Below are 23,499 nucleotides of genomic sequence, written 5' to 3' on the forward strand. Positions count from 1 at the left end.
ATGTCAAAAAAACTTTAAAAAAAAAGCTTCCGATATTTCTATCGGAAGCTTTTTAGATTTTATAAAATCGATTTGATTTAATCTCCGATAATTCCTTCAGCAAGCACGGTAATGACATTGTTTTTTGCTTCCACAACACCACCTTTAATGAACACTTCCTGTTCACCTTTACCTTGTTGAATAATTACTTTTCCATCTTCCAAAGTAGAAACGATGGCAGCATGGTCTTTCAAAATTTGAAAAGAACCCGCAGTGCCCGGTACAGTAACGGATGTTACTTCGCCTTCGAATGCTAATTTGTCTGGAGTGATAATTGTTAACTTCATTATTCTTAGATATAATCTAGATTAAACTGCTTCTGCTAATAATTTTTTACCTTTTTCGATAGCATCATCAATGTTACCGACTAAGTTGAAGGCAGCTTCAGGGTACTCATCTACTTCACCGTCAATGATCATATTGAAACCTTTGATGGTATCTTTGATGTCTACCAATACACCTTTTAAACCTGTAAATTGTTCTGCAACGTGGAAAGGTTGAGATAAGAAACGTTGTACACGACGTGCGCGGTGTACTGTTAATTTATCTTCTTCCGATAATTCGTCCATACCTAAAATGGCGATGATATCTTGTAATTCTTTATAACGTTGAAGAATTTCTTTTACACGTTGTGCAGTATTATAGTGTTCGTTACCTAAAACGGCAGGAGAAAGGATACGTGATGTAGAATCCAAAGGATCCACAGCAGGGTAGATACCTAACTCAGCAATTTTACGAGACAATACTGTCGTTGCATCCAAGTGAGCGAAAGTTGTCGCTGGAGCAGGGTCAGTTAAGTCATCGGCAGGTACATATACGGCTTGAACCGAAGTGATTGAACCGTTTTTAGTTGAAGTGATGCGCTCTTGCATTAAACCCATCTCAGTTGCCAATGTTGGTTGGTAACCTACGGCTGAAGGCATACGACCCAATAGGGCAGATACTTCAGAACCTGCTTGTGTAAAACGGAAGATGTTATCAATGAAGAATAATACGTCACGGCCTTGACCTTCGCCATCACCGTCACGGAAGTATTCCGCTACTGTCAAACCTGATAAAGCAACACGTGCACGTGCCCCAGGAGGCTCGTTCATTTGACCGAATACGAAAGTACATTTTGAATCTTTCATCAGTTCGTGGTCAACAGTTTCCAAAGGCCATTCGCCTTTTTCCATGCCTTCCATAAAGTGCTCACCATATTTGATGATACCAGACTCCAACATCTCGCGCAATAAGTCATTACCCTCACGTGTACGTTCACCTACACCGGCGAATACAGAAAGACCACCGTGACCTTTTGCGATATTGTTGATTAATTCTTGGATTAATACAGTTTTACCTACACCGGCACCACCGAATAAACCAATTTTACCACCTTTAGCATATGGCTCTAAAAGGTCAATAACTTTGATACCAGTAAAAAGTACTTCGGATTCAGTTGACAAATCTTCGAATTTAGGAGGTACGTTGTGGATAGGACGACCATTCTCTTTATTCAAATTTTGGATCCCGTCTATGGCATCACCAACTACATTGAATACACGACCTTTGATTTCTTCACCAACAGGCATTTTGATAGGAGCACCAGTATCGACAACTTCCATTCCGCGAACTAAACCTTCAGTTGCGTCCATGGCAATTGTACGTACACGATCCTGACCTAAGTGTTGTTGAACTTCTAATACAACACGTTGTCCATTTTCTTTTTGAATGTACAATGCATCGTAAATTTTAGGTAGATTTTCACTGTCGGCGAAGTTGACGTCAACAACTGGGCCGATAATCTGCGCTATTTTACCAATCTTGGGCATATTATAGGGACTAAATATTTATTAATCAATTTTATATAAGAGACATAAAAGGCCTCTTTTTTGGTCAGCAAAAATAAGGTTATTCGTTTTTAAAAACAAATAGAATTTGCAATTAAATTACAATTTTATTAATGTAGGTCAAAATGTTATCTATTGTAATTCTGTATGTTTCGATTTCTATACCTGCAAATATAGTTTTTCTCTTTTATTCGGCTAGGTATTTTTGAAGTTTACTGCATTACTTCGTTGAATCTTTTGTTTGTTTTGAGGAATGGTACCTGATGAAATAAAATCGACCTGTAACGGAGTACCTCAAGGAGTCGTTACAGGTCGATCAAAATAAATATGCTATTTTATGAGAAGCAGGACTATATTTTTTTATTTAGTTCGTCCTGCAACTGGCGCTTGAGCAGCTGTTCCTTTTCCATGGATTTTTTACGGAACGTAGCGAATTCTTCTTGCGATTGCTCCGCTGTCTTTTGGGATTCCACCGTGTCCACTTTCGCTTTCCGATAAGAAAATAAAAAGATAAATGCTGCTACGGCCAATACCGCAATGATCGTCCAAACAACTGTATTGTAAAAAGTTTTAGAGGTATTGATGCCCAAGAAAGAAAAACTTTCTGTTTTTTCCTTCTCCTGCGCCAGCTGATCTTTTAAAACCTGAATAGAATCTTGCAAAGTTTTGGTATTGGATGTATAGTTGCTTGAAGATGATTTTAAAGAGCTGATTTCCTTGTGGAGTTTTGCTACGGTATCTATGACATTTCGTTTCACAATATCCAGATTGGTTTTTCGCACCATCTTGAAATCATAGTTGTTTTTCGAAATATAATTCAGGTGGTCAAATTGATTTGCCAAACTTCCTTTTTTTAATCCATCCGGACTGTACTTGAAAGCATTATCCTGTTGTGCTGCTGTAGTGGCGGGAGCCGCAGTAGGAGTTTGTGCCTCCAGTAATGTATGTGATGAAATAAATAAAATTGTAAAGAATATAAATGCTAATCTCAATTTGCTCATGTTGTTTATTTTATAAAATGCGTTAATCCAGCCTATCCAAATTGCAAAACCAGGATATACCTGTGATAAATATAAGGAATTATTGAAAAAACGAAAATGTTAAGTGAAATATATTCCAATACATACCTGATTTTCCGTCACTTTATTATGATTCGATCGACCAACTTGGCAAATACCGTAAAAAGGACATGATCTTTTCCTTATAGATCGCCGTGTTTAGTTTGAAATAGTAGGCTCCTTTTTTTGAATTTTCCTTATCCTTTTCCTCCAGTTTGATGATGAGGTCTGAGGAAAGCAGTTTTCGGCTGAAATTCCGCTTGTCCAACTCAATATTGTAAACACCCTCATAAAGTGCTGCAATTTGGGGAATCGTGAATTTCTCGGGCAGCAGTTCAAATAATATCGGATACAAAGCCGCTTTCATGCGTAGACGGTGTTGTGCCGAAGCGATCATTTGATCATGATCGAAGATCAGTGTTGGGTGCTCCCGCAATGGAAACCATTGGGCTTCGTAATCGTCGCTTAGGATATGTTTATATTGCTGTGTGTCAATCAATGCAAAATAACAGATACTGACAACCCGGTCGCTAGGTTCCCGATTAGGTTCGCCGAATACACTACATTGCTCCATGTATACATTTTCAAGTCCTGTTAGCTGTTTGAGTACTCGGCTCGCGGCCTCTTCCGGACTTTCGTCGGATTGAACGAAACCACCCATCAGACTCCATTTATTTCTTTCTGGTTCGAAATCACGTTTAATTAAAAGTACTTCAAGGGATTCGCCGTTAAATCCAAATATGATGCAGTCTACTGCCAAAAGGATCCCTGAATCTTTTTTATAATATTCCATCGTCTATCGTTTTATCTTTTTATCTGACACCACCCCATTTATTCCACGAGCAAAACTATGTAAAAAAGTAAATAGCTAAAAATAAGTATAATAATTGTCTGATACATCCCTTTAAAAGGCATTTATACCCCTATATCAGGAATTCGGGTTAACCATAATTTGCTGCTATGAAGTTAGCTCTATTTTTTAAATATGAAAATTTTCTTTCATATTTAAAAAAATAAATGTTTATTTGACACTAATTATTTTCCATGGCTAGCTTCGGAAGGGGGATAGTGGAAAGTAAGGCATTAGAGACAATTATAAGTTATAAACCAAATTCAGCAAAAATGAATAAATCGTATGTCATTGGGGTGGACTATGGAAGTGATTCGGTCCGTTCAGTATTGGTTGATGCTAACAATGGCGAGGAGATAGCTTCTTCTGTATTTTACTACCCGCGATGGAAAAGAGGGGCGTATTGTGATGCTGCTTTAAGTCAGTTTAGGCAACACCCGTTGGATTATATCGAAGGCTTGGAAGCGACAATTAAAGATTGCTTGCTCAAATCGGGAGTCGACAATATTGGCAAAGCTGTAAAAGCAATTTCCGTGGATACAACAGGATCTACTCCAGTTGCTGTCAACGCAGCCGGCGTTCCATTGGCGCTGTTGGACGAGTTTAAAGACAACCCCAATGCCATGTTTGTCTTATGGAAAGATCATACAGCCGTTAGAGAGGCCAAAGAAATTAACCTGCACAATCAAAATAGTTCGGTGGATTATCTGAAGTATGTAGGCGGTGTATACTCTTCGGAATGGTTCTGGGCCAAATTACTCCATGTATTTCGGGCTGATGAAAAGGTCCGTGCCGCCACCTATAGCTGGGTGGAGCATTGTGATTATATTCCTTTTCTATTGACTGGAGGAACACAGGTATCTGCTATGAAGCGTGGGGTTTGTTCAGCGGGTCATAAATCACTTTGGGCTGAAGAATTTGACGGCCTACCTCCAAATTCTTTCTTTTCAACACTTGACCCATTGTTGGATGGTTTGGTTGATCGCCTGTTTTCAGAAACCTACACTGCTGATCAATCTGCAGGTCAGCTTTCGGAAGAATGGGCGCAACGATTAGGTCTTACAACATCAGTTGTTGTTGGTGTAGGTGCATTTGACTGCCACATGGGTGCAGTTGGAGGACAAATTGAGCCCTATTATCTGAGTAAGGTGATGGGGACATCAACCTGTGATATGTTAGTTGCTCCAAAAGAGGAGGTACAGCATACGTTGGTCAGGGGAATCTGTGGTCAGGTAGACGGTTCCATTATACCAGGAATGATAGGTATGGAAGCTGGTCAGTCGGCATTTGGAGATGCTTACGCCTGGCTGAAACAGGTGTTGCTATGGCCAACGAAAAATTTGATACAAGATGTTGAAGAGATCGATGAACGAACGCGCGAACAATTGATCGCAGCGTTGGAAGAGAAACTATTGGTCAGTCTAAGTGAGCAGGCGGCATTACTTCCCGTAACAGAAACATCAGAATTAGCTTTAGATTGGCTCAATGGCCGCCGAACTCCGGATGCGGATCAATCCTTGAAAGGGGCGATCACAGGCTTACACCTCGGAACAGATGCGCCGCGGATCTTCAGAGCGATTGTCGAAGCGACCTGTTTCGGTGCAAAGGCTATTGTTGACCGTTTCGTGGAGCAGGGTATTCCTGTAAAAGGCTTAATCGGTTTAGGCGGAGTTGCAAAAAAATCACCTTTTATTATGCAAATGATGGCCAATGTGATGAATATGCCTATTCGTATTCATAAAAGTGAACAGACTTGTGCCATTGGCGCAGCCATGTTTGCCGCAACAGCAGCTGGTTTATATAACCGGGTCGAGGATGCCATGAAGGCAATGGGGCAAGGTTTTGAACGGACTTATATCCCTGAGGAAAAATGGGTGTCCATTTATGCCGAGCGTTATGAACATTACAAAGCGCTGGGTGCTTTTGTCGAAGGAAAGGAATCGCTCGCCATTACTGTTTAACCATTCAAATTTTAATCATGTATAATTCAATTAAAGAAGAAGCCTACCATTGCAATATGCAATTGCCCCAGCTGGGATTGGTGCTTTTTACATTTGGAAATGTGAGTGTTGTTGACCGTCACCATGAAGTTTTTGCCATTAAACCCAGTGGGGTCCCTTATGAGGAGCTTACACCGGAACATATGGTGATTGTAGATTTTGATGGTCATGTGGTTGAGGGTAATCTTCGGCCATCATCAGATACGAAAACCCATGCCCTATTGTATAAACAGTGGAAAGAGATTGGCGGTATAACACATACACACTCCACCTATGCGACAGCATGGGCACAGGCACAGCGGGATATTCCCATTTTTGGAACGACACATGCCGATCATTTGACCGTCGATATTCCTTGTGCCCCACCAATGCACGATGAGATGATCGCCGGAAACTACGAACATGAAACGGGGTTTCAAATTATCAATCACTTTGTCGAAAATAAGCTGGACTATAAAGAAGTGGAAATGATTCTGGTTGGCAACCACGCGCCGTTTGCTTGGGGTAAAACCGGAATAAAGTCTGTCTATAACAGTGCGGTGTTGGAACAGGTGGCGAAAATGGCTTGGTTGACAGAACAGATCAACCCGAATGTACCTCGATTAAAGTCTGCGCTGGTCAAAAAGCATTACGAGCGGAAGCATGGGGCCAATGCCTATTATGGTCAATAATTTTAATAAAAAATCTATAGCAAAAACTACAATTTACATGAATATCAATTTAAAAGAGCTTGAAGTCTGGTTTGTCGTGGGAAGCCAAGACCTTTATGGTGAAGAGACCTTGCGACAAGTGGCCCTACATGCTGAAGAAATAGCCCATTATTTAGATACCCAAGCGGTGATTCCGGTAGCGGTAAAATATAAACCGATCGTAAAAAATACAGACGAGATTTATGCAACATTGGCAGCCGCCAATAGTGAAAAAAATTGTATTGGGGTCATTACTTGGATGCATACCTTTTCACCTGCAAAGATGTGGATCCGAGGATTAAAAGCGTTGCAAAAGCCATTGTTGCATCTGCATACGCAGTACAACCAGGATATCCCGTGGCATAGTATCGATATGGATTTTATGAACCTTAACCAAAGTGCGCATGGGGATCGTGAATTTGGACATATCGTTAGCCGCTTAAAAATAGCGCGTAAAGTCGTCACTGGCCATTGGCAAGATGCGGAAGTATTGGAACGGATTAATGTTTGGGCGCGTGCAGCCGCAGGCTGGCATGACTGGCAAGGAGCCAAATTTGCACGCTTCGGTGACAATATGCGTTATGTGGCTGTTACAGATGGCGATAAAGTGGAGGCAGAGTCGCAATTTGGTTTCGCTGTAAACACCTATGCCATTGGGGATCTAGTGGAGGTGATTAATGCGAGCACTGAAGCGGAAATCGCGGCATTATTAGCAGAGTACGAAGCAACTTATGAGCTAGCCGAAAATGTGAAAGCTGGCGGTGAATATCGTGCTAACCTCATCGAAGCTGCTAAGATAGAAATTGGCCTACGGAAGTTTTTGGAACAAGGAGACTTTAAAGGTTTTACGGATACTTTTGAGGATCTGCATGGCATGGTACAACTTCCGGGCCTGGCGGTACAGCGTTTAATGGCTGAGGGGTATGGTTTTGCCGGTGAAGGGGATTGGAAGACGCCGGCTTTGGTGCGTGCTTGCAAAGTAATGGGAGCAGGATTACCGGGTACGACGGCATTTATGGAAGACTACACCTATCATTTTGATCCGCAGAATCCCATGGTACTTGGCTCACACATGTTGGAAGTGGACCCCGCATTGGCAATTGGAAAACCACGAATAGAAGTGCATCCACTAGGCATTGGCGGCAAGGCAGATCCTGCTCGCTTGGTTTTTAATGGCCAAAGTGGTGATGCATTGAATGCTTCTTTGGTCGATATGGGAACGCGTTTCCGTTTGATCGTGAACAAAGTACAAGGTGTTGCTGTAGAAGAAGAACTCCCTAAACTTCCTGTCGCACGGGTGTTATGGAAACCGCTGCCCGATATGAAAACAGGTTGCAGTGCCTGGATTGTGGCTGGGGGTGCGCACCATACTGCCTACAGTTTGAGCTTAACACCCGAATACCTGGAAGATTTTGCACGTATGGCGGGTTTAGAATATGTATTGATCGACGAGGACACTACGGTAGCAAGACTCGAAGACCAATTGAAATGGAATGAACTCTATTATTTACTGAGTAAATAATAACCTAAGCCATTTATACCTGTTCTTCGCGGTATAAATGGCTTATTGATAATAACCAATTTGGGAAATATGGAAAAATTTGCAACGGTAGATTACATCATCTTCGTAATTTACTTCTTTATTGTAGCCGGCTATGGCTATTGGATTTATCGTAAAAAGACGAATAGTTTAAGCAGCAGCAAGGACTACTTTCTGGCAGAAGGATCACTGACCTGGTGGGCCATAGGCTCTTCATTGATCGCATCGAATATTTCTGCTGAACAGTTTATTGGCATGAGCGGCAATGGATTTGAGGTTGGTATTGCTGTAGCTGCTTACGAGCTCATTGCTGCGGTAGCGTTAATTATTGTTGCGGTTTGGTTTATTCCGGTCTATCTGAAAAACAAGATTTTCACGATGCCTCAGTTTTTGAACAACCGATACAATGAAACGACGAGTCTCATCATGGCAATCTTCTGGTTGTTTTTGTATGTTTTTGTCAATCTGACATCTATCCTGTATCTCGGGGCAATTGCCATTTCGAGTATGGCCGGAGGTGGCGACAGCTTCCACACCATTACAGTTGCTTTAGCCGTATTTGCCGTCATTATTACTTTAGGCGGAATGCGTGTTATTGGTTTTACAGATGTTATTCAGGTTGTTGTATTAATTATTGGCGGTATAGCGACGACCTATGTGGCATTGACCTTGGTCAGTGAACATTTTGGTTTGGGACAAGACGCCTTGGCTGGATTCAATAAATTGATGGAAGATTCGCCGGAGCATTTTAACCTATTTGTCGATAAACCAGGGCCAGGAGCTAGTCAGGAAGATATCAATAAGTATCTGATGCTGCCTGGAATAGGAATGTACCTTGCCGGAATCTGGATTGTCAACCTAAATTACTGGGGTTGTAATCAATACATCACACAACGCGCTTTGGGAGCCGATCTAAAGACTGCACGCACAGGGATTCTTTTTGCGGGATTTCTAAAATTGTTTATGCCAATTATCGTTATGCTTCCAGGGATAGCCGCTTATGTGCTATACAAAAATGGTGCGTTACAACACGAAATGGCTCCTGGAGGAGTGTTTCACGCCGATAATGCATATTCAGCGATATTGGGCTATCTGCCCAATGGAATGAAAGGGCTTGCGCTGGCGGCGCTTACAGCGGCTATTGTGGCCGGATTGGCCGGAAAGGCCAATAGTATCGCAACGATCTTTACATTGGATATCTTTAAAAAATACATCAATAAAGATGCGGGCGAAGCAAAAATGGTGTGGGTTGGAAAGATAACCATCGTGATCTCTATTCTACTTTCTGTTTTGTTTACCTGGAATGATGCGCTGGGCATCGGTGGTGCCGGCGGATTTACTTTTATCCAAAAATATACAGGCTTCATCAGCCCAGGTGTTTTTGCGATGTTTTTGCTAGGAATGTTTTGGAAAAGGACGACAGGTGCAGCCGCCATTACAGGCCTTGTTACGGGATTTGCGTTGTCTATATTTTTCAATGAGTTTGCAACAAAGGTTTTCGGACCAGAGACATGGATCTATACGGCATATCTCAACAAAGCGGGCGTTTATGAAATACCATTCCAGATATGTATGGGACTCGCATTTGTATTTACAATGATTGCTATGATTGCTGTGAGCATATTTGGACCAAAGGTTAATCCAAAAGCTTTTGTATTGGATCGGTCGATGTTTAAAGTAGAACCATCCGTATTGGCATTAATTGTTGTGACTTTATTGTTGGTGACCGCTATCTACGTGCGTTTTTGGTAGAATGTTGCCATTTGAATAATTAAAAAATTATGAACCATTCCTAATGAAAATTAGGAAGCCTCCATCAGACCGATGGGGTAAAACTTAATTACAGATGAATAAGAAAATTATTATTGGTTTGTTGACTTGTGCTTCATTGGCCTATGGCTGCCAATCTTCATCAACTCAAAATAAGCAAGCAGCAACGATGGCTGATTCTACTTCCAGCCCTGCTTTCGACAGTCAGATTGATGGTAAAGAAGTTAAACTGTTCCAGCTCAAGAACGACAAACTCGCCATTACGTTGACAAATTATGGTGCACGTCTGGTGAGTTTAAAAGTCCCGGATAAGAACGGTAAAGCGACTGATGTGATTTTGGGCTATGATTCGGCCAAAGAATACAAGGATAACTATAATAATTTTTACGGCGCCATTGTAGGGCGTTATGGTAACCGGATCGGGAAAGCATCATTTAAACTGAATGGTGAGGTGTATACGTTGGAAAAGAATGATGGCGAGAACTCACTTCATGGCGGTACCAATGGCGTTTACAATAAGGTGTGGGATGTTGTTAGTAGCACTAATACATCAATCACATTAGCCTATACCTCACCTGATAAAGAAGCGGGGTATCCAGGAACGGTCAAGATGGAGGTTACCTACACCCTGGAGGACAATGGTGCTTTGGCCATCGCCTATCAGGCGACAACAGATAAAGAGACGGTCTTAAATCTGACCAACCATGCGTATTTTAACCTCAATGGAGCCGGAGATTCTTCTATTTTGGATCATGAACTTCAGATTGATGCAAAGGCAATTACCGAAGTTGATAATACCTTGATCCCAACAGGAAAGAGCTTGCCTGTCGCGGGCACCGCATTCGATTTTACCAAACCGACACGCATTGGCGCTCGTATTGAAGATCAAAATGCTCAACTGAAGATTGGAAAGGGCTATGACCATAATTTTGAACTCAACAAGAAGGATGGTTTCCAGAAGGTCGCACAGGTGTATGCTACCAAGACAGGTATTGAAATGGACATCTACACAACCGAACCAGGCTTGCAGTTTTACAGCGGTAATTTTATGAAGGATTCGGATCCTAAAGGGAAAGAGGGAAAAGTGTATCCATTCCGTTCTGCCTTTTGTTTGGAGACACAACATTTTCCAGATGCACCAAATCACCCCAATTTTACATCAACGGTGTTAAAACCTGGAGAAAAATATAGTTCAAAGACAACCTATCAATTTAGTGTGAAATAATAAAATCGATATGATGAAGCTAAGATTAAAATTAGGCGTTGTTTTTACGCTGGCCACTGGATTACTGTATGGACAGAGTAGTGTAAGATTGGAAACACCACAGCAGGAGCAGATTATAAGTCGACATATCTATGGACATTTTGCCGAACATTTGGGACGCTGTATTTATGATGGATTTTATGTCGGTGAGAAAAATGATTCGATTCCCCATGCTGACGGCGTCCGGAAAGATATCATCGAAGCTCTTAAGAAGTTGAATATTCCCAATTTGCGTTGGCCAGGAGGATGTTTTGCCGATACGTATCATTGGAAGGATGGCGTTGGCCCCAAAGCCCAGCGTCCTGCTATCGTAAACAATTGGTGGGGCGGCGTGACAGAGGATAACTCTTTTGGTACACACGATTTTCTCAATATGTGTGAATTGTTGGGTGCAGAGCCTTATCTGGCGGGAAATGTGGGGAGCGGTGAGGTGCAGGAACTTGCCGACTGGGTTCAATATGTGAATTTTAAAGGCGAGAGCCCCATGTCGGATTGGCGACGAAAAAATGGTCGGCAAGAGCCTTGGAAGGTGAAATTCTGGGGCGTAGGAAATGAAGCCTGGGGCTGTGGCGGAAATATGACTGCCGATTACTATACAGACATCTACCGCAAATACGCCACGTTTATGTCGGACTGGACCAATGGAAGCGGTTTGTATCGAATCGCCTCGGGAGCCAATAGTGCCGATTATAATTGGACGGAGACTTTGATGAAGAAAATTCCAAGTGGTTTGATGAAAGGCATGGGACTTCATCACTATGCCGTGATCAACTGGGACGACAAGGGCTCTGCAACGCAATATTCGGAGGAGGAGTATTTTAAAACCATGAAATCAGCTTGGTTTATGAATGAGCTCGTGGAAAAGAATATCGCCATCATGGACAAATATGATCCGAAAGGACTGGTGGATCTGATCGTAGACGAATGGGGCGGCTGGTATGCGGTAGAACCTGGCACGAATCCGGGCTTTCTCTACCAACAAAATACCATGCGTGATGCCATGATTGCAGGAATGACACTCAATATCTTTAACAATCATGCTCGCCGGGTGAAGATGGCCAATCTTGCCCAAGCCGTGAATGTATTGCAAGCTGTTATCCTGACAGAAGGAAAGAATATGATTTTGACGCCGACTTATCATGTGATGGAAATGTATAAGGTACATCAGGATGCCAAGTTAATTCCTATTTCCCTTCAATCAACGGATTTTGAATTTAACCAAGAAAAAATTCCGGCCGTGTCGGTTTCAGCCTCTCAAGATCAGCAAGGTCGTACACATATCTCCTTAGTAAATATTGATCCGAAAAAGAATAATAAGGTAAAGGTAGATTTGGGTTCGGTGAAAGCTGGAAAAGTAACAGGTCGAATACTTACCGCGGACAACCTACGCGATTATAATTCCTTTAAGAAACCCGCAACAATTGCACCTGTTGTGTACAATAAGGCAAAGGTTGTAAATGGTACAATTGAAGTGGACATTCCTGCATTTTCAGTTATTGTATTGGAATTAATATAACAGCTAATTTTGATAGGGTTGTCATGTCGTGTTACCCTATTTGTGCTGTTAAAGCTGGTGTAAAACCTGAAATAATAAATTATTGTTGAAAAAATAAATATAGGGATGAAAAGAGTACTGTCAACACTGTTACTGTTAGCGAGCTTGGGCTCTTCAGCATTGGCGCAGTCACCGATAACATTAAATGTTGCGTTGGATAAACCTACAGGCAACATATCGCCGCATATGTGGGGCGTCTTTTTTGAAGATATCAATCTTGGTGCCGATGGGGGAATCTATGCAGAATTGGTAAAGAATAGATCATTTGAGTTTGATCAGCCTTGGATGGGCTGGAAAAAGCTCGAAAATGGTCCTGAGGGAAGCTACCTGCTACTAAACGATGGCAAACGTAAAGGGAACAAACGTTATTTAAGGATACATAGTGCAGCTAACCTGAAATTAGGTCTACAAAATGAAGGCTTTAGAGGAATGGGAGTGAAAGCGGGTGCAGCATATGAATTCTCAGTACAATACCAAAGTGCAGCTAAAGGAATGAAAATCCATGTTGAACTGCTCGATCAACAGAATAAAGTTATTGGAACAGCTGAACTTCCGCTTGAATCCGTCGGATCATGGTCTGAAGCTGCAGTCAAATTTCCTGCCAACCAAACGACAGATAAAGCCAAATTAAATGTGTGGTTTACAGGGACAGGTACGTTAGACGTCGATATGCTTTCGTTATTTCCAGTAGACACCTGGAAAGGTAGACCGAAGGGTTTACGTAAAGATATGGTTCAGATGCTTGCCGATATGAAACCCGGCTTTATCCGTTTTCCTGGCGGCTGTATTGTTGAAGGGAGAGATTTGGCCAATCGGTTTCAATGGAAAAAAACGGTTGGACCAATAACGGAAAGGGAATTGATTATCAACCGCTGGAATACCGAGTTTAGCCATCGTCTGACACCTGATTATTTTCAGACCTTCGGTTTAGGATTTTATGAATACTTTTTGCTGGCGGAAGATATTGGCGCATCTCCGGTGCCAATTCTCAATTGCGGTATGGCCTGCCAATTTAATACCGGTGAAGTGGTACCCTTAGATGAGTTAGATACATATGTTCAAGACGCTTTGGATCTGATTGAATTTGCTAACGGCACAACAGCTACAAAATGGGGAAAATTACGAGCGGATATGGGGCATCCTGAGCCTTTCCACCTCAGCATGTTGGGCGTTGGAAATGAAAATTGGGGCCCGCAATATATCGAGCGGTTAACCGTCTTCAAGAAAGCGTTAAACGAGAAACATCCGGAGATCAAAATTATCGCCAGTTCGGGTACCGATCCCGAAGGAGATCGTTTTGACTTCTTAGATGATAAACTGCGGGCGATGAATATCGATATCATTGATGAACATTATTACCGCCCACCATCCTGGTTTCTGTCGAGCGCCAATCGTTATGATAATTACCCTAGAAATGGGGTGAAAATCTTCGCAGGGGAATACGCTTCGCATACCACACGACCAAACGGTCCTGGCAAAAGTACCTGGGAGGCGGCCCTCTCGGAAGCCGCTTTCATGACGGGCCTGGAACGAAATGGCGACGTAGTGGAAATGGCATCTTACGCGCCATTATTCGGTCATGTCGAAGGCTGGCAGTGGTCACCTGATTTAATTTGGGTGGATAACTTGCAGGTATATGGAACACCGAGCTACCACGTGCAAAAATTATATGCGACCAATAAAGGGACAAGTATTGTTCCGATCAAACGGGATGGTGAATTCGTAGCGGGCAAAGATAGCCTATATGCTTCTGCAGTATTTGATGCCGTTGCGCAACAGCTTATCGTGAAAGTCGTCAATTACAATAGTAAGCCGATGAAAGTGAACCTTGCCATAAATTCGAAGAAAAAGCCTGCTGCGACAGCAGAGAAAATCACCTTGGCCAACGCCAACTTAAACCAGAGTAACAGTATCGAGGAACCATTGAATATCCGTCCAAAGCAAAATACAATAACTTATAAGGGGAAGACAATTGTTGAAACATTTGAACCTTACTCCTTGACCTTGATAAAATTGACCGTAAAATAAGATGAATATCCGCATACTCATTTTTACAACCCTGATGCTATTTGTGCATAACTTGTTTGCACAGGTGAAGGAATCGGATCTGGCTGCTTACCTCATGGTTTATTTTAAGGATGAAAGCCATGGTCTGTATGTTGCTGTCAGTCAGGATGGCTATTCTTTCACCGATATCAATAAAGGAAAACCGACCATTGCTGGTGATAGCATTGCACAGCAGAAAGGTATTCGCGATCCCTATATCATGCGTGGAAAAGATGGTTATTTTTAAATGGTCATGACGGATCTACATATCTACGGACAAAAGCAAGGGTATAGAAATACGGAATGGGAGCGCGACGGAGTCGCATTTGGATGGGGTAACAACCGCGGTATTGTCTTAATGAAATCGGCTGATTTAATTCAATGGACCCATACGGAGCTCTACTTGGAGAAAGCCTTTAAAGGCTGGGAAAATGTTGGCGCCTTTTGGGCTCCCGAACTCATCTATGATGATCGGAATGGTAAAATGATGATCTATTTTACGATGCGGTTTGGCAATGGACTTAATCAGCTCTACTATGCCTACTTAAATAAGGAGTTCACAGCATTTGAATCAGAACCACAGCTTTTGTTTCAATACCCCAAATCAAATAAAAATTATATCGATGGCGATATGCCGAAGGTGGGGAATAAATACCATCTTTTTTATGTTGCCCATGATGGTGTTCCAGGCATTAAGCAAGCTGTTTCAGACCACCCGAATGGACCCTATCAGTATGATGATCGTTTCTATGACCCTGAGCCAGAAGCCTGTGAAGCTCCGAATGTGTGGAAAAGGATAGGGGAAGAAAAATGGGTGTTAATGTATGATATCTATGGGATATCACCACATAATTTTGGCTTCAGTGAAACCACAGATTTTAAAAATTTTGTTGATCTGGGACACTTTAATGCAGGTAAAATGAAATCTACTAATTTCACTTCGCCCAAACATGGTGCTGTCATCCCAATAACAAAGCAAGAGTTGCAGCGATTAGCAAAGCATTGGCAGTTTGATTTGTCTTTCCCAAAAAAATAGAAGCGCGTTAGCGCTGATCTTCGTACCTTATTGCCTTTATATGGCAATAAGGTACTTAACCAAATAAATTGCTAGTGAATTTCAGCTTAATACCGAGTTGAAAATTATGGATTGTTTTGAAGATCTCTTTAATTGTCGCCTTTTCGATATTGGTTAAGCTATCGATAGGTACATAATTGTTGGGCGCCAGTTTAGCGATACGGATCTGGTTGGCCTGATTTTTTAAACGGATCGACATCAGGTAATAATAGGATTGATTTAATTCCTCGTACTGTTCTTGTGTGAAGATGCCCAATTCAAGGAGCTGTTTCAACCTACCACCGGTATTTTCTTCATAAATTCTGTTTTGCAGTGCGTAAACCCGGACTAAGTCAACAATGGGTGTCATCGCTTTCTTGATATTGAAGACTTCAGAAGAACCTATTGTTTGCGTTTTTATTGCCTTGAAAAATGTGAGCGGCGGTTCATATTGCAGCGCATTCTTTGCAATGAACGTAAAAAAACGCTCGTTGGGTTTTTGTAGCTCAATATTGAGAAATTCTTTGAGTTGATCAATAATGCCCTGGTCACCATATAATCGCCTACAGTCGAAGAAGGTCGAAAATTTAATCGCATTCTCGGGGATGCTCTCTTCAATCCATTTCTTGTAATTTTTCTTCCAATGCGACAGCGAATGTGTCCATTCGGGATTACTGGCCATATATCCACCGGTACAGTAGCTAAAACCGATGGTATTGAGATGATCCGACACGCGACTGGCAAAATTGAGGAAATACGCGCGTACGAGCTCCCGTTGTTCGTTTGCTTTATCTTCATAAATAATGGCGTTATCTTGGTCGGTCATTAGCGTTTGTTCTTTCCTTCCTTCGCTGCCCGTTACCATAAACACAAATTTGGCGGGTGGCTCGCCCATTTCCCCGATCACTTTTTCAATTACTTTAAGGGCAATACTGTCGGCAACGGTCGTGATGACCTGGTTCGCAATCTCGGCATTTACACCCCTACCGAGCAATTGGTGAATAATCTCGGGAACATTATTCCATTTTTCACGCAACTCATCCAGCGTTTCGGCGAGTTTAACCGATTGAATGAATACGAGCGGAGACTGCCCCTGTTCACTCAATAGCCGATTTCGACTAAGGAAACCGATATAATTGCCCGCCTTCTCGACAAGGAGATACCTCGATTTCGTGCGGAACATCATCAGTACCGCCTCGTAAAGATAGGCCTGATCGGAAATACTGACAATGGGGTTATCCATAACCTGCGCGATAGATTGCGTTGCCGGAATCTGCTGGGCCACGACATTGTCTCTTAAGGTAATATCGGTTGCATAGCCGAGAATCTGCTCCTCCTTTTTAATAAATATGCAGCTTACCTTGTGTTTCGCCATGGTCTGTGCAGCCTCAAAGATGGGGGTATCGGGTGTACAGGATACGATATCTTTATAGGTAATATGCTCAATTTTGCGCGAATAGAGTTGGTCTGCCGCAAAGTAGCTTTCCTCAAAGGAAGCTGGCGACTTCACAAAATGAGAAAACTCCTCATCTAACATTCTTTTTCCAAAGGAATTGGTGAAAAAATGGAAAAACTCTTCATTCGCATTACACAACTCAATAAAGTCTTTTCGGGGTAAACGATAAATAATTGTACCTTTTTTGGCGATAACAGACTTGAGTGCTTTTGTTCGGTTTAATAAGACCGATATTCCACCAAAACAATACGGCTTATGGTGTATCTCGACCAATCGTTTATTATCAGAAACATCCAGAAAGAACGTTTCATATTCACCTTCGAGGATTAAATCAACACCATCCATGTCGGTAATGTTCTGCCGATAAACTAAGGTATCTTTGGAAAAACGATGTTCATTGAATCTGTCGACGATACTCAATTGTAGGGTTTCGGGCAGAATTTGAAATGGCTGAGTCGATTTCAGTAGGCGTAGTATAGCGTCGGGGTTTTTCATGGAAGTTACATTAACAGATGTTTTCGAATTCAGCTTGCTGATTTTGTATGTCCTGCTCGGATAATTCATCTTTTCGAATCATTTCAAAATAGCATTTAGCAGTAATTTCAGCATCTTTTTCAGCATTGTGCATTTCTGTGGCTGGACTCGCAAATAGAGTATCATGCAGCGATGAAAGCGGGAGATGCACCATATTTGGATTCCGAACGTATTTTTTGCTATGCAACAAGGTGCAAAAATATGCTAAGTTATGAAATGGAATAGCCAAGTTGGATCGATAGAATTCGGCCGCTAATACCTGCAGGTCGAATGAAAGAAAATGCCCGATAAGCTGGGGCTTATATTTTTTGATGTCATGACTGAATTTCCGTAATACGTCTTTTTTCTTCTCACCATATTTCATTAGAAAAGGCGGTGTCAATCCATGAATCTGTTCTGATGCAGGACTGATTGGTATTAACGGCTCATAAATATATTTATTGGTTCGTTTAACTTCATGTTGCTCTTCGTCATAAATGATCCAAGCCAGTTGCAAGATGTGGGGCCAATTATCACCGTCCATGTAACTCTTGTTCCACTTTTTCGGTAAACCAGATGTTTCCGTATCTAAGAATAGCAAATATTTTTTCAATGAATTGTCGGTAATTAATAATTAAAAGTAATCAAAATTTGCCGAGGAAAGATGGTAAATCAGCTTATATTTTTGCTGTGGGAGGGCAGGGAGGGCACTGATGCTATCTAATAATTTTAGTTACACTAAAAAGGCTGATTTATTTTGTAAATCAGCCTTTTTTAAAATAAGAATATCTCTTATTTCTTTAACGTCTTCACAGGGAACAAATCAATAACACCTTTTGCAACCTTGCTGATGTTATTAATTGCTTTTTCTGGATTGTCAACATCGCCAGAACCACGTGCCTGCCAGATCACTGCTTTTGTTTTACGATCGATGGCTTCTATAATCAAATGGCCATAACGATAGCGTTCTTTTGCAACTGGGTAATAACCGCCGCCATAGTAATATGGTGAAAACCATGGACGGTACCAGCCCCAGGGGCCCCCCCATCCGTAATAACCGCCGCCGCCATAGACCAAACGGCTTTTATTGTTGACAATGGTAATATACCGAAATAGTAAATCAGGATTATCTTTAGAATATTGTAGGCCCTTTGCCTCCAGCGCAGTATTCGCAGCATCCAGGATATTAGCTTTGGCGATATCGTTGTCAAAATAAGACTTCGAAAGCGAGTCTACCGGAGGTAACCAAGCATAGGTCTTGAAAGGAGTAAAATCCATCTTTTCTACCCGAGTGGTATTGTATTGATAAGACGAACATGATGCGAGTGCGACGCAAAGCACCAAAAATAATAGAATCTTTTTCATCGTAGTAATTTATTTATCAACTGTGATGAATCTACCATGAGTATTTTGTCGCTGCATTGGACAACCACACTCATGATGGTTCATGGCCTATATGGAACTTATATTTATTTAACTAATTTGTTTTTATTCTTTATCCGCATACCTTTCAATTGTAAAAATAGTACAGTTGACGGTCTTCATGGCAATTGTTTTTTTATCGTCCGGGATGCTACCATCCTTTTTGATTTTACAATCTATTGCTTTAGACAAAAAACTATAAATATGGTTTAATCCGAATTGTAAAATTAATAAGGATATTTTGCCACCAACGGAATCTGCCTTCCTGGACCAAAAGCTTTTGGACTAATACGCAGGATGGGAGGAGCTTGAAAACGTTTGAATTCCGCATTATTAACCAATTTACATACCCTTTCTACTAACGATTTTTCAAAGCCCATTGCTACAACCTCAGATCCCGCTTTCTCATTTTCGATGAGTTCAAAGAGGATTTGATCCAAGAGGTCGTATTCTGGTAAGGAGTCCGAATCTTTTTGATCGGGCCGAAGTTCCGCAGAAGGCGCTTTTTCAATGGTATTGACTGGAATGATCTCCCTTTCTCGATTGATATAGCGCGCTAAATCATAGGCTTTGGATTTGTAAACATCACCGATTACAGAGATGGAACCTGCCATATCACCATAGAGTGTACCATATCCTACAGCAGCCTCACTTTTGTTGGATGTATTGAGTAAAATATTGCCGAATTTATTGGAAGCGGCCATCAGAATTACCGCACGTGCGCGCGCTTGAATATTCTCTTCAGTCGTATCTGGCTGCAGCCCTTCAAAAAGAGGAGCTAAACTATGTTCGAAGGCATTGGCAATATCTTTGATCGGAACGATATAATGTTTGCAACCGGTATTGTTGACGAGATCCATCGCATCTTTTATCGAATGGTCGGAAGAGTAGACCGATGGCATCAGAATGGCTAATACATTATCGGCACCCAGAGCCTCGCAGGCCAAAGCAGCAACTAAGGCCGAATCTAGCCCACCGGACAAACCTAAAACCGCCTTCTTGAAACCAGATTTTTGAAAATAATCACGTAGCCCGAGGATCAATGCATCATGTATAAGAGCCATCTCAGCAATAGACTCTTTCGAAGATGCTGTGGTGGAGGTTATATTTCGTTGATGATAAGTGACAAATTGAAGATCTTCTTCAAAGCTTTTTAGTTCAGCAATTTTTGTTCCTTCATTATTCAGGGCGATTGAGCGGCCGTCAAAGATAATATCCATGTGAGCACCAATTTGATTGACATAAATGAGCGGTCTGCCAGACTTTGTTACCTGTTGGCTGAGTACCTTGATCCGTTCATCAAAATGGGTATAGGAAAAAGGGGAGGCCGCAATGTTGATGAGGAGGTCTGGATTTTCTTTTCTCAATTCCGCCATGGGATCACCAACGTAAGAATTGCCCCCGTCGTCATCATCCCACAAATCTTCACATATGGTTAAGGCGATTTTTACGCCTTTCAACTCGATACAATCAAAACGTCTGCTGGGTTCAAAATAACGATATTCATCAAATACATCGTAATCGGGCAAAAGGCCTTTTTTAACAATGTTTCGGACTGCCCCATGCTCAATAAATACAGCGGTATTATAAAGCTCTTTGCCCTCAGGATCGCTGTTTTTGACGGGGGCTCCGATGATACAGGCGATATCCTGACAATGAGCAGCGATTTGATGAATAGCTTCATCGCATTGACGTTTAAAGGCCTTACTTCGCAAAAGATCCTTGGCAGGATAACCACCAATCGCGAGTTCGGCGAAAATAATAAGATCGGCCGTTGCTTCTTTGGCCTGTTGGATCGCGCTAATTATTTTTTTAGTATTTGCTTCAAAATTACCGATATGGTAATTCAATTGTGCTAAAGCTATTTTCATATGCTATTAATCGTCTAACTAAATAAGATACCAATTGATGTCGGATCTTCTCACAAATTTATTTCTTTTTTTTGATACTCAGACCGCCCTTGGTCGAATAAAAGCGCTAAATTATCTTCCGATCAATTGAAGCACATCGTATTACCAGTTATGGCCTGTAAGTGGAATGAATGCACAGTCAGTCCATGTTGAGTCGATCTGTTAAGCTGCTATCGTTGTAGATGTATGTTTTTTACAACGCGTGACGATATTGAATGTGCTAAATTGTTTTAACATAATTTTAACAACGTTAAATGCTGTTAAATTTCTTGACATGAAAGCAGATCTGTAGTACCTTTGATATATCAAAAGAAACGAAAGATATTAAAAATAATATATAAAGAACTTTTCATAATTTAGGTTAATAATTGGTTAGGTAAAGCTCGGAGTTCCCCACTTCGAGCTTTTATTTTTTCTAAAATCCTGTTTCGAGTGGTGTTTCAATTTCCTCCTTGGTTTAATTAATTTAAAGTGTTGTTTTCGGATCATACCATTACCGCACAGCAGCGATCCTTTTGTTACTTAAGTATAGCGCCTTTCTTTTTTCTCTTTCATTTTTTCTACAGAAAAATTAGAATTAGATAGTGACCAAATTAACTCTTTAGACAGTACTTGTTCAGTGATCGTTCAGTGCTTGTTCAGTGATTGCTCAGTGAACACTGAATTACTAGTGACTGATCACTGTTTAAAAATTGATTAAAAATTATTATTAGGTATAAGTAGGTATCAAGATATATCAGTATTAATATCGATCTTACTTTTGAGTTTTTGGATAATTTTGGAAACACTAAAACTATCGTCCGATAAACAGATCAATCCTTATTTCTTAGTTTGAAGAGATTGTGGGAGCATATTTCCCTGTAGAGAGGGGTCGATATGAGGCAATGATGCTGTGAAGGTTTATGTTGAAAACCTCTTTGAACTAAAAAGCTCCTAAAATGAGATCATTTTAGGAGCTTTTATGCTTTATTGCTTCAGAAGGGGCGATAATTATTTGATATCTGTAACTTCAATGACAAAATCCAATGGGGAGTTTGCCGGAATAGTTCCCACAGCCTGGTTTTGGTATCCATAAAGGGAAGGTGCCATGATGTGAATTTTACTGCCTTTTTGTAGACCTTTTTCCGTTAAGCCGCCCAATTTCATGTCACCGATTTTTTGTGGTGCAAATGCGAAGGTCCAAGCAGGAATAATGGTGCTATAAAATGGATATTGATACCCCGTGTTTGTGATGATTTCAAATTCTTTGGCCGTATCAGTTTGATCAAATACACTTCCACTCAATAATTTTCCAACGTATTTTACCGTCGGTTTAAATTTTAAGTATTTGCCATTTAATGTGTCAACCACTTTATATTCATAGTTCCCTGTTCCTTCGGCAAGAATTTCATACCAAATTCCCGTTTCGCTGTTGTATTGTGCATCGGGGTAATTTTGGCTAACGTAATTTTTAAGTGTTACAGAATCCGTTTTAAATTGTGCATTCGCATCATAAACCGGCGCATCGTCGCTTTTGTTACAGCTGATAATAAGGAAAGCGATTGCTGCAATTCCCATGAATAGTGGTGATAACAGTTTTTTCATTATATTTTTTATTGGTTTTTCAAGGAAAAGCTATTTTCTTTATGAAAGTAGCTTTGCAAATGTATATTATTTTTTCTTCGTTAAAGGTTTTCGCTATAACAATTAACATTTTGATACATTAATTTACACTTCTGAACGTGTACTTACAAAAAAGCCATTCTCACGAGGAGAACGGCTTCGATGAATGCATTGTTTTTATTTTTTATTTAACAGCACCAACAGCTTTTAGGTCGATGGTGTATACTACTGGTGTATTTTTAGGAACAGTTACCTTTTCGCTTCCTGTTGTATATTCTACTTGATCAAAAGAATAGTAAGAAGGAGCAATAAAGCTTATTTTGTCTCCTTTTTGCAATCCTTTTTGTAATAAACCTTCAAATCTTACATCTTGACCTTGGATATTAATAATGGTAGGAATAAATGCTTGCACCCATGCTTGGCCATAAGTTTTTATGGCAACGCGAATGTCGTCATAAACTTTAGGAACACCATCTGTATTTTTGTCGAACACAGTTCCATCCATCAGTTCGCCTTTGAAGTTTAAGGTTGCAGACCACGCGTTTGCTTGTGGACCATAATAGCCGATACTTCCTGTATAACTATATGGTGTTGAGTTATCTGTTGCAAGCTCTACTTTGTACCAGATTCCTGTAGAGTCGGAAAACCGTGCATTTTCTTTCCATTTGGTTTTGGCGTATTGCTCTAAAAGAGGTGCTTGTATTCTTAATAGGGAATCCCTGCGTGCTTTTTCTTTTCTAGCAGCTTCTATTTGTTGTCTATTCAATGCATCATAATCGATATTATCTTTATTACAAGCTGTAAAAAGAACCCCAAGACACAAAAACGCCATTAATAATTTCGTGATATTTTTCATAATTTCTTAAAGTGTGTATTAATTATAAAATCCAAAACGCAGGAAT

Annotated in this window: 19 protein-coding genes; 9 read left to right on the forward strand and 10 right to left on the reverse strand. The window is 41.0% G+C overall.

Features of this window, described 5'->3' with window-relative positions:
• Positions 1–77 precede the first annotated feature (77 nt).
• From atpC to B4Z90_RS18405, 4 genes are all read right to left on the reverse strand, one after another.
• A complete protein-coding gene (atpC, locus tag B4Z90_RS18390; protein WP_070570148.1) occupies positions 78–326 on the reverse strand; it encodes an ATP synthase F1 subunit epsilon in 249 nt (82 codons plus the stop codon).
• Between the two features lie 21 nt (positions 327–347).
• Entirely contained in the window at positions 348–1,850 is a 1,503-nt protein-coding gene (gene atpD / locus B4Z90_RS18395; RefSeq protein WP_070570146.1) for a F0F1 ATP synthase subunit beta, read from the reverse strand.
• Positions 1,851–2,218: 368 nt separating this feature from the next.
• On the reverse strand, positions 2,219–2,869 hold the full coding sequence (locus B4Z90_RS18400; RefSeq protein WP_286802923.1) for a hypothetical protein: 651 nt from the start codon (positions 2,867–2,869) through the stop codon (positions 2,219–2,221).
• Between the two features lie 145 nt (positions 2,870–3,014).
• Positions 3,015–3,719, reverse strand: coding sequence for an NUDIX hydrolase (locus B4Z90_RS18405; protein WP_070570142.1), 705 nt, complete (start codon positions 3,717–3,719; stop codon positions 3,015–3,017).
• A 329-nt stretch (positions 3,720–4,048) separates the two neighbouring features.
• Here B4Z90_RS18405 and B4Z90_RS18410 point away from each other — a divergent pair, with 329 nt between their 5' ends.
• The 9 genes from B4Z90_RS18410 to B4Z90_RS18450 all read left to right on the forward strand — a co-directional run bounded on the left by B4Z90_RS18410 (position 4,049) and on the right by B4Z90_RS18450 (position 15,676).
• The gene (locus B4Z90_RS18410; protein ID WP_115049386.1) at positions 4,049–5,737 is read left to right on the forward strand and encodes a ribulokinase; all 1,689 of its coding nucleotides are present in this window, start codon (positions 4,049–4,051) and stop codon (positions 5,735–5,737) included.
• A gap of 17 nt (positions 5,738–5,754) precedes the next feature.
• A complete protein-coding gene (locus B4Z90_RS18415) occupies positions 5,755–6,447 on the forward strand; it encodes an L-ribulose-5-phosphate 4-epimerase (protein ID WP_286802925.1) in 693 nt (230 codons plus the stop codon).
• Between the two features lie 37 nt (positions 6,448–6,484).
• Entirely contained in the window at positions 6,485–7,987 is a 1,503-nt protein-coding gene (gene araA / locus B4Z90_RS18420) for an L-arabinose isomerase (RefSeq protein WP_286802926.1), read from the forward strand.
• Positions 7,988–8,056: 69 nt separating this feature from the next.
• Positions 8,057–9,757 carry a sodium:solute symporter family transporter gene (locus tag B4Z90_RS18425; RefSeq protein WP_286802928.1) on the forward strand — a complete coding sequence of 567 codons (1,701 nt, stop codon included), beginning with the start codon at positions 8,057–8,059 and terminating at the stop codon, positions 9,755–9,757.
• Positions 9,758–9,851: 94 nt separating this feature from the next.
• Positions 9,852–11,000: an aldose epimerase family protein gene (locus B4Z90_RS18430; RefSeq protein ID WP_286802930.1), complete on the forward strand. Its 1,149-nt coding sequence runs from the start codon at positions 9,852–9,854 to the stop codon at positions 10,998–11,000.
• Positions 11,001–11,010: 10 nt separating this feature from the next.
• A complete protein-coding gene (locus B4Z90_RS18435; RefSeq protein WP_236560294.1) occupies positions 11,011–12,555 on the forward strand; it encodes an alpha-N-arabinofuranosidase in 1,545 nt (514 codons plus the stop codon).
• 105 nt (positions 12,556–12,660) lie between these two features.
• Positions 12,661–14,622 (forward strand): alpha-L-arabinofuranosidase C-terminal domain-containing protein, encoded by a 1,962-nt coding sequence (locus B4Z90_RS18440; protein WP_115046533.1) that lies wholly within the window; start codon positions 12,661–12,663, stop codon positions 14,620–14,622.
• 1 nt (position 14,623) lies between these two features.
• Positions 14,624–14,887 (forward strand): hypothetical protein, encoded by a 264-nt coding sequence (locus B4Z90_RS18445; RefSeq protein WP_070570132.1) that lies wholly within the window; start codon positions 14,624–14,626, stop codon positions 14,885–14,887.
• 6 nt (positions 14,888–14,893) lie between these two features.
• The gene (locus B4Z90_RS18450) at positions 14,894–15,676 is read left to right on the forward strand and encodes a glycoside hydrolase family 43 protein (protein WP_286802931.1); all 783 of its coding nucleotides are present in this window, start codon (positions 14,894–14,896) and stop codon (positions 15,674–15,676) included.
• A 55-nt stretch (positions 15,677–15,731) separates the two neighbouring features.
• On the opposite strand, the gene B4Z90_RS18455 is transcribed toward B4Z90_RS18450, so the two are convergent.
• From B4Z90_RS18455 to B4Z90_RS18480, 6 genes are all read right to left on the reverse strand, one after another.
• Positions 15,732–17,645: a DUF294 nucleotidyltransferase-like domain-containing protein gene (locus tag B4Z90_RS18455; protein ID WP_112375437.1), complete on the reverse strand. Its 1,914-nt coding sequence runs from the start codon at positions 17,643–17,645 to the stop codon at positions 15,732–15,734.
• 10 nt (positions 17,646–17,655) lie between these two features.
• Positions 17,656–18,276 carry a 3'-5' exonuclease gene (locus B4Z90_RS18460; protein ID WP_286802932.1) on the reverse strand — a complete coding sequence of 207 codons (621 nt, stop codon included), beginning with the start codon at positions 18,274–18,276 and terminating at the stop codon, positions 17,656–17,658.
• Positions 18,277–18,455: 179 nt separating this feature from the next.
• Positions 18,456–19,028, reverse strand: coding sequence for a DUF4136 domain-containing protein (locus B4Z90_RS18465; protein ID WP_286802933.1), 573 nt, complete (start codon positions 19,026–19,028; stop codon positions 18,456–18,458).
• Between the two features lie 284 nt (positions 19,029–19,312).
• The gene (locus tag B4Z90_RS18470) at positions 19,313–20,956 is read right to left on the reverse strand and encodes an NAD+ synthase (protein ID WP_115046539.1); all 1,644 of its coding nucleotides are present in this window, start codon (positions 20,954–20,956) and stop codon (positions 19,313–19,315) included.
• A gap of 1,029 nt (positions 20,957–21,985) precedes the next feature.
• Positions 21,986–22,579, reverse strand: coding sequence for an FKBP-type peptidyl-prolyl cis-trans isomerase (locus B4Z90_RS18475; RefSeq protein ID WP_088163059.1), 594 nt, complete (start codon positions 22,577–22,579; stop codon positions 21,986–21,988).
• Between the two features lie 202 nt (positions 22,580–22,781).
• On the reverse strand, positions 22,782–23,453 hold the full coding sequence (locus tag B4Z90_RS18480; protein ID WP_088163058.1) for a hypothetical protein: 672 nt from the start codon (positions 23,451–23,453) through the stop codon (positions 22,782–22,784).
• Positions 23,454–23,499: the final 46 nt, after the last annotated feature.

The sequence above is a fragment of the Sphingobacterium sp. UBA5639 genome (assembly GCF_002421245.1).
Taxonomy (GTDB): Bacteria; Bacteroidota; Bacteroidia; order Sphingobacteriales; family Sphingobacteriaceae; genus Sphingobacterium; species Sphingobacterium multivorum.

Excerpts from the sequence above, each read along its gene's own strand:
- atpC (WP_070570148.1), bottom strand. The coding sequence starts at position 326 with ATGAAGTTAACAATTATCACTCCAGACAAATTAGCATTCGAAGGCGAA.
- atpD (WP_070570146.1), bottom strand. The coding sequence starts at position 1,850 with ATGCCCAAGATTGGTAAAATAGCGCAGATTATCGGCCCAGTTGTTGAC.
- B4Z90_RS18400 (WP_286802923.1), bottom strand. The coding sequence starts at position 2,869 with ATGAGCAAATTGAGATTAGCATTTATATTCTTTACAATTTTATTTATT.
- B4Z90_RS18405 (WP_070570142.1), bottom strand. The coding sequence starts at position 3,719 with ATGGAATATTATAAAAAAGATTCAGGGATCCTTTTGGCAGTAGACTGC.
- B4Z90_RS18410 (WP_115049386.1), top strand. The coding sequence starts at position 4,049 with ATGAATAAATCGTATGTCATTGGGGTGGACTATGGAAGTGATTCGGTC.
- B4Z90_RS18415 (WP_286802925.1), top strand. The coding sequence starts at position 5,755 with ATGTATAATTCAATTAAAGAAGAAGCCTACCATTGCAATATGCAATTG.
- araA (WP_286802926.1), top strand. The coding sequence starts at position 6,485 with ATGAATATCAATTTAAAAGAGCTTGAAGTCTGGTTTGTCGTGGGAAGC.
- B4Z90_RS18425 (WP_286802928.1), top strand. The coding sequence starts at position 8,057 with ATGGAAAAATTTGCAACGGTAGATTACATCATCTTCGTAATTTACTTC.
- B4Z90_RS18430 (WP_286802930.1), top strand. The coding sequence starts at position 9,852 with ATGAATAAGAAAATTATTATTGGTTTGTTGACTTGTGCTTCATTGGCC.
- B4Z90_RS18435 (WP_236560294.1), top strand. The coding sequence starts at position 11,011 with ATGATGAAGCTAAGATTAAAATTAGGCGTTGTTTTTACGCTGGCCACT.
- B4Z90_RS18440 (WP_115046533.1), top strand. The coding sequence starts at position 12,661 with ATGAAAAGAGTACTGTCAACACTGTTACTGTTAGCGAGCTTGGGCTCT.
- B4Z90_RS18445 (WP_070570132.1), top strand. The coding sequence starts at position 14,624 with ATGAATATCCGCATACTCATTTTTACAACCCTGATGCTATTTGTGCAT.
- B4Z90_RS18450 (WP_286802931.1), top strand. The coding sequence starts at position 14,894 with ATGACGGATCTACATATCTACGGACAAAAGCAAGGGTATAGAAATACG.
- B4Z90_RS18455 (WP_112375437.1), bottom strand. The coding sequence starts at position 17,645 with ATGAAAAACCCCGACGCTATACTACGCCTACTGAAATCGACTCAGCCA.
- B4Z90_RS18465 (WP_286802933.1), bottom strand. The coding sequence starts at position 19,028 with ATGAAAAAGATTCTATTATTTTTGGTGCTTTGCGTCGCACTCGCATCA.
- B4Z90_RS18470 (WP_115046539.1), bottom strand. The coding sequence starts at position 20,956 with ATGAAAATAGCTTTAGCACAATTGAATTACCATATCGGTAATTTTGAA.
- B4Z90_RS18475 (WP_088163059.1), bottom strand. The coding sequence starts at position 22,579 with ATGAAAAAACTGTTATCACCACTATTCATGGGAATTGCAGCAATCGCT.
- B4Z90_RS18480 (WP_088163058.1), bottom strand. The coding sequence starts at position 23,453 with ATGAAAAATATCACGAAATTATTAATGGCGTTTTTGTGTCTTGGGGTT.